Source organism: Polyangium jinanense (assembly GCF_028435365.1).
The window spans coordinates 82,514-96,062 of record NZ_JAGTJJ010000005.1 but is presented as its reverse complement, the minus strand read 5'-3'; the positions used below and the strand labels follow the sequence as shown (position 1 = coordinate 96,062).

The window sequence follows — 13,549 nt, the reverse complement described above, 5'->3', positions numbered from 1 at the left end:
ACGCGAGCGCGCTTCGACATGGAACCGCCTGCAAAAGACGTTTTTCAGGGATGGACGGTTTTCTCTTCCACGGTCGCGTCGGTCGCCGTGGAGAGAGGGCGCGTCAGCTCGCCCAGAAAACGAGCGGGAACGAGGCGCGAGGGACACGGAGCCCCCGCGCGGTGCGCGTCGATGAGATCCTTGCCCGCGCAAAGGACCTCCCGGACGTCGAAGCCAATGTGCTCCACGCCCTCCGCCATGCCGAGCGGCCTCGGCCAGTTGCAATGGGCAAGCACGTAGACATCCTCGCCGGCCTTCACCTTCGCGCGCTCGAGCCCCGCGAGCAGCGGCGGGACCAGGTTGTCGTCCATCACGAAGATCGCGTCCGGGCGGCTGCGGCGGTCGAACATCAGCTCGGTGAGCCGCTCGCATCCAATCGGCGCTGCGTGCACCGTGAACACGCGGTCGGGATGCTGGCCGTACCCCTCGAGGCACTCCTGGGCAGCGGCGAGCTTCGACGCATGAGGTGACATGACCGCGATGCGCCGCCCTTTCTCGAGCAGGCGCGCCGACGCACGGTCGATCAGCCCCGCAAAATCGAGCGCGACCAGGTTCGCGTGAGGCAATGGCGCCCCGATCGCGACGCGCGGCAGCCCGGGCTTCTGCAGCACAGGGAGCAGATAGATCATCGCGGAGTTGACGAGCAAGAGGCCCGCCGCCGATCCGCGCCCCTCGAAGTCGCAGAGCTGCCGGTACTCGGGGTTGTTGGCGCGGCCGTCCACGCCCACGAGCGCGCTCACCTGGCCGGTGATTCCAGTCTCGCCCCGCTCGATGACCTCGTGGGTGATCGCCAGAAAAAGCGACCACTCGTTCGAGCCCGGCTGCTCGCTCGTGACCCAGACGTAGCGATCGTGATGCGGGAATCGCTGCGTCACGAAGACCTTGCGCTGGCCCTTGACCGTGAGGAGACCTTCCTCCCGGAGTGTATCGAGCACACGCACGACGGTCGGACGCGTGACGCCGAACTGCTCCATCAAAGCGTCGTAGGTCGGCAGCCGCGAGCCGGGCGCGTACCGCCCTGCCAGGATCTGCTCTTTGAGCAATCGCGCGATGGCTTCGACTTTTCGCGATGGCATGGTCCGACGCGGAGACTATCACGGCGGATATCCTGCGGGGCAAGGCTCCTGTGACCACGTCGTCGCCCGCTCAACCTTCGAAGTTCTGCGTCGAGCTCATGCCCTGAAAGAGGGCCCGCTGGACGATGAAGAAGAGGACGACGATCGGCAGGGTGGTCATGACCGACGCGGCCATCAAGTAGTGCCACTGGGTGCCGCCTTCCTGGCTCTGGTACGCCTGAAGTCCGAGCGTCAGCGTGAACGTGCTCTGGTCGGTGAGGAACAGGAGGGGGCCGAGGAGGTCGTTCCACGAGTACATGAGCTGAAAAAACGCGACGACCACGAGCGGCGCCTTGGAGAGCGGCAGGTACATCTGCCAGAAGATTCGAAACTCCGAGGCGCCGTCGAGCGTCATGGCCTCCGGCAGGCTCTTCGGAATGCGCATGAAGAACTGCCGCAAGAGAAAGATGCTGAAGGCGCTGCCGAAAAAGGTGGGCACCCAGAGCGGCTTCAGGCTGCCAATCCAGCCGAGCGTCCGGTAGACGCTATAGAGCGGTACCATGACGACCGGGAACGGCACCATCATCGTCGCCAGCGTCAGGCCGAAGAGCAGGTTTCGCCCCGGCCATTCCAATCGCGTGAAACTGAACGCCACGAGCGCGCTCGACAGCGTCGTTCCGATCGTCGCGAGCGCGCAGACGAACACCGTGTTCAGCGCGTAACGGAGGAACGGGATGTACGCGATGGTCGACGCGTAGTTCCCGATCTCGATCGGGCGCGGGAGCCACACGGGCTCGGGCGTCAGCGTTTGCTCGATGGGCTTCAGCGAAGTGGAGAGCATCCACAAGACGGGAAAGACGAACACGAGCGAGCCGACGATGAGGAAGAGATGCACGATGGCTCTCGACCACGGTCTTCGGCGAAACGTGCTGCTGAAGGGGGAGTCTGCGGCGGCCATGAATCACGCCCCTCCGTAGTGGACCCGGGTATGCCCGAGGCGGTGTGCGAGCGCGGTGAGTCCGAGCACGACCAGAAATAGGATCCACGCCATGGCGCAGGCGTACCCCATGCGCAGGAAGTAAAACGCGTTCTCGTGCAGGCGCTGCGTATAAAACAGCGTCGCCCGCGCGGGGCCGCCGGCCGTCATGATGTAGGGCGTCGCGAACACCTGCAGGGCGCCGATGATGCCCATGATCGCGTTGAAGTAGATGACGGGAGAGATCATGGGGATCGTGACGTGGCGGATCTTTTGCCAGAAGCTCGCGCCGTCGATGTCGGCGGCTTCGTAGATCGATCTCGGTACGTCCTGCATCGCGGCGAGCAGCGTCAAGACCGTTTGTCCCACGGTCCACGTGCTCACCAGGATCAGCGATGGCAGCGCGAAACGCCGCTCGGCGAGCCACGATGTCTTCGGGAAGAGCCCGAAGCTTGCCTGGTGCAAGAAATGGTTGATGACGCCATACTCGCCGTTCAGCATCCAGATCCAGATGGTCGCCCCCGCGACGACCGGGACGAGCGTGGGCAAAAAGATGAGCGTGCGGTAGATGCTCGAGCCCCGCAGCTTGGCGTCGAGCAGCAGCGCGAAGAAGAGCGCCACGGTGAGCCCGAGCGGGAGCGCGATCGCCACGTAAATCAGCGTGTTCTGGAGCGCGATCCAGAATACCTCGTCCTGGAAGAGATCGACGAAGTTCTGAAGCCCGATCCACCTCGGCGGCGATAGGACCGAGTAATCGCAGAAGCTATACACGATGGACGACGCCACCGGATAGGCGAGGAACACGAGGAGCCCGATGCCCCAAGGGGAAAAGAACGCGAGCCCCTTGCCGAGCGACGCGTTCGAGCGCACCGGCTTCTCGACGCCGCTCATCTTGGCGAGCCTGTTCCGCTCGCGCCAAGCCGCCCCCACGATTCCCGCCCCAAAGAGCCCGATCAGGAGAAAGGGAAGCACGGAAAGCCATCGCGACGGCGCGGCCTCCTGCCGATGGCGATGGCGGTCCCACGATTTCTGGACGACCTGCTTGACGTCGCCGAGCGCCTGCTCGGCCGTCGCCTCCCCGAGCCAGAGCCGCTGCGAGGCATTCCGAATCTCGAGGGTATACTCGTTCCAGACGCTGATCCGTGGCTGAGGCGTCGCCCCCGGGCTCGCGGCGAGGTCCTGCAGGCTCTTGATGAAGGGGTTTTGGTGCTCGCGGTAAAACGACGGGCTCACGCTGCGGAGCGGCGAGAGCTTCCGCTGTCCCAGGCAAAGCTTTTCCATGGGACCTTGCTGCGTGAGGTATTTGAGGAACGTGAAGGCCTCGTTCGGGTGCTTGGCGCCGCTCGGGATCACCAGCATGTCGGCGTCGGCGATGGCGACGGGCGGGCCGCCCTCTTTTTCGGAGGGGAAAGCCGCGGCGCCCCAGCGCATCCCGGGGCTGAATTTTTGGATGAAGTTTCCCATCCAGATCCCCTGGAGCACCATGCCGAGCTTGCCGCTCAGGAACGGGTTCTGCGCCGAGGCGAAGTTACCGAACGAGCTCGTGAAATTCTGAAGCTGCCCGGGGTCGTGGCGCTTTCCGTAGCTCTGAAACCAGGAGAATGCCCGCACGTTCTCCGGCGAATCAATCGTGATGTTCGCGCCGCCGTCCCAGAGCCGCGCGCCGAACCAGAAGCCCCAGCCATAAGGCCACCAGTTCGTGTCGGTCGGCATGAATCCGAGCTGCTCAATCTTGCCGCCCTTGACGACGGTGAGCTTCTCCGCGAACGCGTCGAGCTCCGCGATGGTGCGCGGCGGGCGATCCGGATCGAGCCCCGCTTTCGCGAAGAGATCCTTGTTCCAGTACAGGCTCACCACGTTTGGCACGGATACGACGGCCCAGACGTGGTCCCGATAGACGCCCATGTCCCAGTACACCGGAAGGAAGCTCTCGCGGCTCATGTGCGTGCCGCGCATGAGCTCGTCGAGCGGGACGAGCGCATTCTTTTCGGCGAAATCGGCGATGTCGGCCGCGAGCAGCCCCGCGATGTCCGGCGGGTCGCCGCCCGCCGTCGCGATCAGCGTCTTGTGCTGGTACTGGGAGACCGATTGATAATCGACCCAGACCCTGGTTTGCGAGCGATGGAAGTCGTCGATGACGGACTCCATCGCTTCTTTCTCCATGCCCGTCCATTTCTCCCAGTAGCTCACCCGCACACGCCCCTCGGGCGACGGCGAAGGCAGCTCCTCTGCGCGTGCGGCAGGAGAGATCAGCACGGAGAGCGCAATGGCGAGGAGGGAGAGGAGGGAGGCAAAGGCTCGCCCGAGCCGAGCGCCGCTCGACCGGGGGGCTCGACCGAAGGGAGCCGCCAGGCGAACCGACCAGGAGCGGCGCATGGCGCGGCACTTTAGCCACGCAGAGGCGGACAAGACAATCGAAAACTGGGTTAAACGAGCGTATTTACCGGCGGACCCGGTCACTTCGGGACGTCGCTCGGCAGGATGCCACACGCCCGGAAATCGAGGCTCGTCTCGATGCGGAAGTTCGAGCCGCCGGGGTTTCTCTCCGCCTGGAAGAGATCGAGCTTGTAGACGTTGCCCACCGTGATCCCGAGCTCGGCCGCGCGCGCGTCGAGGTTCACGTTGCCCTCGAGCGGACCGTGGATGCCTCCGATGTCCACCGCGAGCTTGTCGTTGATGAAGACGAACACGTCGTCGTCGCCGCGGAAATTGAAGATTTCGCCACCTTTGTACTCGAAGGCGGTGTGCAGCTCGATCGTGAACAGGAAGTTGTGGGGGCCGACGTCGTTGCCGCCGATCTGCACGTCGCCCGGCGAGGTGTTCCACTTGTCGAGCGGGAAGAAGCTGTTCGAGTCGAACAGGAAGTACCCCTCCTTGTTCGGATCGGGTTCGAGCCACAGATCGATCACGAAAGGTACGTTCACGCCGTCGATGTTCCTGTACCAATCATCGAAGGCTTCGATCACGTCGAGCGGCGTGCGCGACGGGTTCACGTCCGGCTTGCGGTCGGCGGGGAGGAGCGGGAGGACATGCCCCATGTAGAGGCCGGGCGCGGTCCACGACGCCGGCTTCTCCTGGCCGAAGTCGATGTGCGCCTGCGTGAAGTCGCGCGCGATGGCGCGCAGCACGTTGGCGCAGACGTTGTCGCTCGGCTCGTTGAAATCCTCGAGCAGCCCGAGGATCTTCCATCCGCCGTACGTCGTCTCGGCGGTGAAGCCGGGAGGCAAGGTCTCGTCGATCTTCGGCGGTGGTTTGTCAGGACCGCCGCCGCCGCCGCTCCCTCCGCTGCCGACGAGGATGAGACCACCCTCGCCGCCCGAGCCTCCGCTCGATGCGCCGCTGCTGCCGCTGCCGCTGCCACCGCCTCCACTGCCGCCGGGTCCGGCGGAGGTGGCGCTGCAAGCGATCGAGCCGAAAATCGCAACACCCAAAGAGGCGAAGAGGAGGGGTCGTCGAAGCATGGTTCGAACGATAAAGAAAGCCGGGTGGGAGCACAGTACAGTGTGCATTTTTACCGCTGCATTCGTACGTCGGCGCCGCATTGCGTCATCATTGCGCGAGGGCTCGGCGCGAAAAAAGTCCATATGGGTGGATTCTCGTCGCCACGTCGGTAAAACCGATCCATTGACTACGAATTTGATGGATCGCGGTCGCCATCCTGTGTTGTTAGGCTAGGCGAACAGTCCACTCGATTGGGGGCCATGCCATGGATCGGATGAAGCGTATGCTGCCCGTGCGGATACTCGTCTATGCGTGGCTTTTGTCGTGCGCCGCGTGTAGCGCATCGTCCGGCGGCGGTGGCAGCGGCAACAGCACGGGCGGCGGCGGCAGCGGCAACGGCGGCGCTGGAAGTGGCGGCAGCGGCGGGACTGGAGGCGATATTTCCGTCGGCGTGGGGGGATTCAACATTCCCGATGCCGGAGCGGATGACGCCGGCGGCATCATCGAGACGCTCCCCGCGGGCTTTCTCGCGACGGAGGTGGGGGGCTACAAGCTCGGGGCGCCGACCAGCGAGGGGTCGGGCAACGACGCAGGAGCCCCGGGCGGCAACGAGGAGTGCGGGAATGTCCTGGTGGCCGTCGTTCGTGACTTCAAAGGCAGGAGCGAGGCGGGCGGGCACCCCGATTTCGAGGGCCCTTTGTACGGCAACGACATCACGAAGGGCCTCGTGGAGCCGATCCTCGGCGCCGACGAGAAGCCCGTCTACGCCTCGAAGTGCGAGGAAGGGAACGCAGCCCCGCCGCCGACGTGTCCTTTCGGACCCGAGACGACGACGAAGGCAAACTTCGATCTGTGGTATCGCGACACGACGAACGTGAACAAGCCCTATCTGCTCCAGCTCTGGCTCGCTCCACAGCCGGGAGGGCTCTTCACGTTCCAGAGCTTGTCGTTTTTTCCGCTCGACGAGGCGGGCTGGGGCAACTCGGGCGTCGACAAGGCCGGCGTCATCCGCAACTTCAGCTTCACCACGGAGCTGCACACGCGGTTTCAATACAATGGCGGCGAGACCTTCCTGTTCGAGGGGGACGACGATGTGTGGGTCTTCATCAACGGCCACCTCGCCGTCGATCTGGGCGGGCTTCACCCGAAAGGATCGACCTCGGTCGTCCTCGACGCGTCCGCCGAGCAGCTCGGCATCATGAAAGGCAACGTCTATCCGCTCGACCTGTTTCACGCGGAGCGACACACGCCCGAGTCGACGTTCCGTATCGACACGAACCTCTCGTTCGTGGATTGCGGGCCGGAAGTCCCCAAGTAAACGCCGCGTGGCCCGACCACGGATACCTCTTCTCCGTCGATCGTCCGGAGAAGAGGTATCCGTGGAATGGGGCTTGGAGAGCGTTCGTCAGGGCTCGATGCCCCACACCACCGATTGTCCCTGGTACATCAGAACCACGTTTTTCCACTCCGTCTGCGCCGAGGCCGCGGCGTTGAACGAATAGTCCCCTGGCTGATCGAACGACTGCGACATGAAGTTCTGAACGGTCCAGGAAAACTGCACGCGGTAGCCGGGAGCCAGCATGTTGTTACCGCCGCTGAAGCTGAACTCCACGTAGGTGTCGGCAGACGGCGCGGGCATGGCCATCGGCATCACGTTGACGCCGATGTTTCCTGTGGGGAATCCCGTGCTCGGGCCGGCCACGGCACCGACATTGGCCCAGTTGATGGCCTTGATGAGCGTCGCAGCGACTTCATTGGTCATGTAATAACGAAGCGTCAGATCATCGAGGTTCACCGGGTCGCTGCCGTTGTTGACGATCCAGAACTGGGAACCGATGGCCGAGGTCGCGGTGGCGCTGATCTCCACTTTGTACTGGACCACCATGCCCGTCGGGTCACCGCCAGCACCGCCCGCGCCGCCGCCTCCGCCAGCGCCCCCGCTACCCCCCGTGCCCGACGACGCGGACGAGCTCGATGATGCAGAGGAGCTCGATGATGCAGAGGAGCTCGATGATGCAGAGGAGCTCGATGATGCAGAGGAGCTCGACGACGCGGACGAGCTCGACGAATTCGACGCCCCTCCCGGACCGGCACCTCCCATGCCACCGGAGCCGGTTCCGGCTCCAGCACCGGTGTTCTGATCGGGGTCGCCGGTGAGCCCCTCGGCACAGCTCGCGAGAAGGAGCGCCGACATCAGCAGGAGCGTGACGCATTGCATGCTCGATCTCGTCCGGGAAGAGCAGAGGACGTGAAAGGCACGGCTCGTGCGAGAGTTCATGACACCTCCCTATGGCATAACGAGATCGGCACTATCACGTTGCTCCGACGAAACAAATCGGAAACACGGTTAGAAATGGCCATTTACTGCGCGGCAGCATCGCGCCGGGCCGCGGCGTCCTCGGTGGGGCTACCAGAGCGAGGTGCTTTCCTCAGCGAGCGTGCTCTCCGTCGATCAGGCGAATACAATGTCGACGCAGCTCCACGTTATTCTCGAGTTCGACCACGAAAGCATGGCGCACCACCCCGGAAACGGCCTTCGCGACCGCCGGCGTCATGAGCCTGCTCCTCGTGGGGGCGCCGAAGGTCGGGTCGCGGAGCCGCACACAGACGACGGCATGGAGACCTCGAGAGACGATTCCGCGTAGCTGCTTCAGCGGTCGCTTGTGCACGCGCGACCCCTCGACGTCCCGGAGTCCAAGAGCCAAGCCGGTCATGAGACCTTGCACGTGCGTTCCGCCATCCGTCGTACGTTCAATGTTGGCGTAGCTATCAATGGAAGACGAAGCCCATGGCCCGTCCCGCCAATCCATGGCTGCCTCGACCAAGATCTCACCGACGCGTTCCTCGACGGTCAAGGTGCCGAGGTGCGTGCCCGGACGGCGCGTCCTCTCCAGGAACGCGCGAAGGCCGCGTGGCTCGTGAAACTCATGTTTGCGCCGGTCTGCGAAGGCGAGCCTCAGGGAAGGGACGAAGTATGCGAGCTCTTGCAACCGGGCGGTGATGGTGCCGGCGTTGCACCAGGGCTTCGGGAAAATCGCAGGATCGGGAAGGAAGGTGATCGTCGTCCCGCTTTGATGGGTCGATTCGACAGCTTCGAGGGGGCCACACGGTACGCCACGTTCGTAGCGTTGCCTGTAATGAGTTCCTTCACGAAAAATCTCCAGTTCGAGCCACGAGGACAAGGCGTTGACCGCGATCATCCCGACGCCCCGGAGGCCAACGTGTTCGTGGGGTGCGTGCCCGTCGAACGTCGGCGTTTGATGCCACGAGGTGAGGGCTTTCTGGACGAAGGGAACTCCGTCGAGCTCGTGCGTCGGAATCCCGCGACCGTCGTCCTGGACGGTGACCGAGCCGTCCTCGTTGAGCGAGATCGAGACCGCCCGACAGGTACCGCAGACGTGCTCGTCGAGCGCATTCGCGAGCAACTCCCAGATCATGTGCGTCAAGCCGCTGCCGTCGTAGACATCTCCGATGAACATGCCCGGTCTTTTACGGATCTTGTCGATGTCGATCGTGGGGTGATTCATGGGAAAGGCTCGCTCCGCGCCTCACCAAGCAGAATGGGAGGAAAGCGCTGTCTTCTCGCTCCGCAAGCTTACCGTGGGACGGCCGCCGTGCGCTACTCGAAGCGCCGAGCGTCGGGCGCTCGTGCAGCGGCCCTGTCGTGCGCTGCGGCGCACGCTGGACAGCAGGAGCGGGATGCACCAAGCGGCGCCGTGGATGGATCTGCGCGGGCGAAGCCATTCTCTGCCGGGCGAGCTCCTCACATTGTTCGTGTGTGGAGACGTCATGACCGGGCGAGGGATCGATCAGGTGCTGCCACACCCGAGCGAGCCGACCCTTTACGAGCCGTACGTACGGGATGCCAGGTCCTACATCACGATGGCGGAGGAAACGAACGGCCCGATCCAGCGGCCCGTCGCGTTCTCGTCTATCTGGGGAGACGCCCTCTCCGAGCTCGAGCGGGTGGCCCCCGCGGCGCGGATCATCAATTTGGAGACCAGCGTCACGCGAAGCGACACGTATTGGGAAGGCAAGGGCATCAATTACCGGATGCACCCGGAAAACACCCCTTGCCTCGCCGCTGCCGGGATCGACGTCTGCGTCCTCGCGAACAACCACGTGCTCGACTTCGGTACCGCGGGGCTCCTCGAAACCCTGACGACGCTGGAGCAGGCGGGGCTGAAGATCGCCGGCGCGGGGAAAAACCTGAGCGAGGCGCGCGCGCCCGCGGTCCTCCCGCTCGGCGGAGACAGAAGGCTCCTCGTGCTCGCCTTCGGGACGGAGTCGAGCGGCATTCCCGCGAGCTGGGCCGCGACGGGCGATTCTCCCGGTGTCGATCGGCTCGCCGACCTGTCGAAGGCGACCGCGCTCGAGATCGAGGACCGGGTTCGTCGCGTCAAACGGACAGGGGACGTCGTCGTCGCGTCCATCCATTGGGGGAGCAACTGGGGGTACGACGTTCCGGAGGAGCACGTCCGCTTTGCGCGTGCGCTCATCGAGGGAGGAATCGACCTCGTCCACGGGCACTCGTCGCACCACGTGCGGCCTATCGAGGTCTACAGGAACAAGCTCATCCTTTACGGTTGCGGCGATTTCCTCAACGACTACGAGGGAATCGCGGGCCACGTGTCCTTCCGGGGGGATCTCGCCCTGATGTATTTTCCCGTCGTGAATCCACGGACGGGCGAGCTCGCGAGCCTTCGGATGACGCCGATGCAGATTCGAGGTTTCAGCTTGCATCGCGTCGGCCGGAGCGCGGCGCTGTGGCTGCGGGATACCCTCCATCGGATCAGCCGGGGCTTCGGCGCGCAGGTGGACCTCGACGAGGGCGGAGACCTCGTCCTCCGCTGGAGGTGAGATTTAATCGGCTTTAAGGTGCGTGGCCGACGCCGTGCGGCCACCCTCGTCGTGCCTGCTCGATCGGGGCGGGCGAAACGGAGGAGAGACATCATGTTCGAGATCGTGAGCGCCCGGAGGCGCGCAATCGCGGCAGGCGCGCTCGTGGCCGCGCTCGCGGCGTGCGGGAGCGAGGTCGACATCGAGACGACGGGCGCCGGCGGTGGGAGCAGCGCGTCCAGCGCCTCGAGTGGAGACACGAGCGTGTCGTCGTCCACCGGTGGCAGCGGCGGCGGCGGCGGCAGCGGCGGCCTCCCCGCGCCCACCTGCGCGCAGGGCGAGGCTGCGATTGTCGCGGCCATGGGCTACGCAACCAGCCTGGTCGCCTTCGATCACGAGGGCACGTGGACCAAGAACGCATATGTGATTGGGACCGCGAATGCGCTCACGACGTACGTGGATGTCTATGATCATCTCGGCGTGTTCTGGATCGAGGGGAGCGATGAGACCGCGCAGAGCCGTTTCGCGTCGACCTCCGATGGTAAGAGCTTCGACCTCCACGATGTCCACGGCTGGTTCCCGCAGCCGTGGAACCCGCCCGTCACGGTAGGACGCTCCTTGCTCCTCGGCCGTGGCGTCGGAGGATCGATCCTCGCCTATTTCGATCCGGACGCGTTCGACTGGCATCCCTATCCCGACCCGGCGCCGTTCGATCTGACCGCGGCTGTCATCAGGGAAGGGTCGGGCACCGTTCTCGGTGTCGGTGTGGGCCCCCAGGGCGAGCTCTGCGACACGGAGATCTTCTGGGCGGACGGCGGAAGCTGGACGGATATGCATTGCCGCGACGACATCGAGGTTTTCCAGGCCGAGGTTCCCGTCGCGCCCCCGCGCGCCGTCGCGTTGCCAAACGGTGACGTGGTCGTCGTGTACTACGAGAGCTATGCCAGGATCGCGGCGACGAGGCTCCACGAGGGTGTCTGGTCGGCCCCGGAGAGCATCACCTTGGCGGACCAGAGCCTCGTTCTCGCCCTCACCGCGACCCCCGCGGGCGACGTGATCGTCGGCATGGCCGCGACGACGGGCGTTGTCTACGCGCTGCGCTACGTGCCCGGCGTGGGCTGGGGCGAGCCTCTCCCGATCGACCCGGCAGCCAACCCCCATTCGGCGATCAGCGCGGCTCCAGGCATCTGCGGCGACGACGCGCTGATCGCCTACGGCGCCGGTGGGATCGACGGCGAGATTCGCGTCGCCCGCGTGCGCGGCGGAGCTGCCGAGGTGGCCACGGTCGCGTCTTTCACGGAGGAGATCCCGGGTCAAATCAGCATCACCACGCGGCGGCCGAGTCCATCGCCCTGAATCCTCGAACCGCAAGGTGGTAGGCCGCTCGTTCCCCCATTGACGCCGCCGAGAAGGTCGCGTACGGGCATCCCTCGCCGGCATCGTGGTTTGCCGAGGGAAAATCGCGCCCATGTCTCTTCGAGATCGGTTCTTTTCTCCATCGGATGTCGTGGCGGACCTTCAATGGGTCCGGACGAACCTCCTCGATCCCGCGGCTTCCGAAGACATGCGCTCGCACGGGCGCGTGACCAGCATCGAGCTCATGCGGCGCTGGTCGGGCAGCGGGCGCCGACCAGCCCGCGACGGCATTTTCTGCCAGCGGATCTTCGGGCCCGTGAGCCCGTTCTGCTGCGCGTGTGGTGCGCTGTGCGGGGAGGAGCACGCGGGCGAGTCATGCGAGAAGTGCGGGGTCCTCTGCTCCACACCCGCGCTGCGCGAGCGTCGATACGGCCATGTCCTCGTCGCGGGCGTCGTGCATCCCGCGGTCGTGCCCATCGTGGCCGACGCGCTGGGTTTGTTGGCGGATCAGGTCCGCGCGATCGCGCGCTGCGAAGCATGGTTCGACGGCGACACCGTTCGCCCCGCCGAAGAAATGGACACGCACGAGAACGCCGACGCGACGGGCCCGGCCGCGCTGGAGGCAGCATTGATCCGCAAAGGAGCCGACCCGGCGCTCGTGGCGGTGGCGGTCACGCGCGCCATCCCGCTGCCGCCGCCAGGGATGCGCCCTTTCTTCGGTGATCTCGGTCCGGCCATGGTCGACCCGTGGATAGGCCCGCTCAACGAGGCATGGCGCTCCCTCGTGCTCGCGGCGCAGAGCCAGCTAAAGCTCGTCGAGCTCTCGCCGCCGCCGATTGTCCTGATGAACCAGCAGCACACGGTCCAGGAACTCTTCGAGGTCGTCGTGCAAGCGACCGTTTCGCCACCAGCGGCGACGCGCCCGTGGCCCGAGCCAGAGCCGATTTCGTCGCCCGTGCTTCTCATGGGCGCGCCCAGCCGTTTGCCGGAGGACGTAGGGACCGAGGTCGTGGGCCTCTTCTTCGTCGACGACGAGCGGCTGTTCGTGCAGCGGCCCCACGGATCGTGGCTCGTCACCACCGGCGGCGACGTGCTCGCGCACGTTCCCTCGTGCGGTCGAATCGCCACCAGCATCCACGGCTCGCGCTTGCGCATGGCGGAGTGGATTCGAAACGAGTGGGATTGGTTCGAACAGGACGAGTATTGGGACGCCAAATCGGGCCGCGCGAGCGTGGCCGTGCTCGACCTCGACACGAAAGAATATCTCGATACCTATCCCGCGGACATGCCGCTGCGCTTGCTCGAGCACGCCGAGCCCGAGGACCTCGTGGTCGGTCATGTCGCGGAGGACGTGTCACAGCCCGCACGCCCGCGGCCTGCGCCCCTTCGCTGGGGCTGGGATCGGCCCGCGGTTCTGGCCACCACGCGCGACGGCCGTTACGCCTGGGTCGGCGAGGAGGACGATACGGCCGTCCTGGATCTAGACACGGGAATCCCGCAGCTCGACCCCGTCATGCAGTCCTGGGTCGACGCGGAAGATCCCGTGGTGCGCATGTCCCCCGAGGCTCCCGACGTGCGCGATGGAGGCGATGGCGAAGAGACGGCGACGGCGCTCGGCTCGACCCCGCAGAATCGATTTCGCTTCCTTCATGGCACCGGAGTCGTCAGCGACGGTGAGAAGCTGTGGTTCCGGATCGACACGATGATCCTCGCGGCCGCGTTCAGTCCTGCCGCCGATCGGATCGCCATCGCCACGGACGAGGAGATCGTTATCATCTCCGTGAGCCACGAGCCTGCCATCATCGGCCGATTCGCCGCACCCGACGCGGCGCGCCAAACGTGA

11 protein-coding genes are annotated in these 13,549 nt (G+C 65.3%); 5 read left to right on the top strand and 6 right to left on the bottom strand.

Going from position 1 to position 13,549, the window contains the following annotated elements:
- Positions 1-44: 44 nt before the first annotated feature.
- From KEG57_RS13625 to KEG57_RS13610, 4 genes are all read right to left on the bottom strand, one after another.
- Positions 45-1,115 (bottom strand): GntR family transcriptional regulator, encoded by a 1,071-nt coding sequence (locus tag KEG57_RS13625; protein ID WP_272420202.1) that lies wholly within the window; start codon positions 1,113-1,115, stop codon positions 45-47.
- A 70-nt stretch (positions 1,116-1,185) separates the two neighbouring features.
- A complete protein-coding gene (locus KEG57_RS13620; protein WP_272420201.1) occupies positions 1,186-1,989 on the bottom strand; it encodes a carbohydrate ABC transporter permease in 804 nt (267 codons plus the stop codon).
- Between the two features lie 66 nt (positions 1,990-2,055).
- Complete coding sequence (locus tag KEG57_RS13615; RefSeq protein ID WP_272420200.1) at positions 2,056-4,446, bottom strand: extracellular solute-binding protein; 2,391 nt, start codon at positions 4,444-4,446, stop codon at positions 2,056-2,058.
- A gap of 80 nt (positions 4,447-4,526) precedes the next feature.
- Positions 4,527-5,531, bottom strand: coding sequence for a fibro-slime domain-containing protein (locus KEG57_RS13610; protein WP_272420199.1), 1,005 nt, complete (start codon positions 5,529-5,531; stop codon positions 4,527-4,529).
- 245 nt (positions 5,532-5,776) lie between these two features.
- Between KEG57_RS13610 and KEG57_RS13605 the strand changes: the two genes are divergently transcribed.
- Positions 5,777-6,829: a fibro-slime domain-containing protein gene (locus KEG57_RS13605; RefSeq protein ID WP_272458524.1), complete on the top strand. Its 1,053-nt coding sequence runs from the start codon at positions 5,777-5,779 to the stop codon at positions 6,827-6,829.
- Between the two features lie 87 nt (positions 6,830-6,916).
- On the opposite strand, the gene KEG57_RS13600 is transcribed toward KEG57_RS13605, so the two are convergent.
- Positions 6,917-7,396 (bottom strand): cellulose binding domain-containing protein, encoded by a 480-nt coding sequence (locus KEG57_RS13600; RefSeq protein WP_272420197.1) that lies wholly within the window; start codon positions 7,394-7,396, stop codon positions 6,917-6,919.
- On the opposite strand from KEG57_RS13600, the gene KEG57_RS13595 reads away from it, so the two are divergent.
- Positions 7,395-7,652, top strand: coding sequence for a hypothetical protein (locus KEG57_RS13595; RefSeq protein ID WP_272420196.1), 258 nt, complete (start codon positions 7,395-7,397; stop codon positions 7,650-7,652). The genes KEG57_RS13600 and KEG57_RS13595 overlap by 2 nt on opposite strands.
- 288 nt (positions 7,653-7,940) lie before the next feature.
- On the opposite strand, the gene KEG57_RS13590 is transcribed toward KEG57_RS13595, so the two are convergent.
- Positions 7,941-9,038 carry an ATP-binding protein gene (locus KEG57_RS13590; protein ID WP_272420195.1) on the bottom strand — a complete coding sequence of 366 codons (1,098 nt, stop codon included), beginning with the start codon at positions 9,036-9,038 and terminating at the stop codon, positions 7,941-7,943.
- Between the two features lie 172 nt (positions 9,039-9,210).
- Between KEG57_RS13590 and KEG57_RS13585 the strand changes: the two genes are divergently transcribed.
- The 3 genes from KEG57_RS13585 to KEG57_RS13575 all read left to right on the top strand — a co-directional run bounded on the left by KEG57_RS13585 (position 9,211) and on the right by KEG57_RS13575 (position 13,549).
- On the top strand, positions 9,211-10,371 hold the full coding sequence (locus KEG57_RS13585) for a CapA family protein (RefSeq protein ID WP_272420194.1): 1,161 nt from the start codon (positions 9,211-9,213) through the stop codon (positions 10,369-10,371).
- A 93-nt stretch (positions 10,372-10,464) separates the two neighbouring features.
- Positions 10,465-11,706 carry a hypothetical protein gene (locus KEG57_RS13580; RefSeq protein ID WP_272458523.1) on the top strand — a complete coding sequence of 414 codons (1,242 nt, stop codon included), beginning with the start codon at positions 10,465-10,467 and terminating at the stop codon, positions 11,704-11,706.
- A 112-nt stretch (positions 11,707-11,818) separates the two neighbouring features.
- A complete protein-coding gene (locus KEG57_RS13575; RefSeq protein ID WP_272458522.1) occupies positions 11,819-13,549 on the top strand; it encodes a hypothetical protein in 1,731 nt (576 codons plus the stop codon).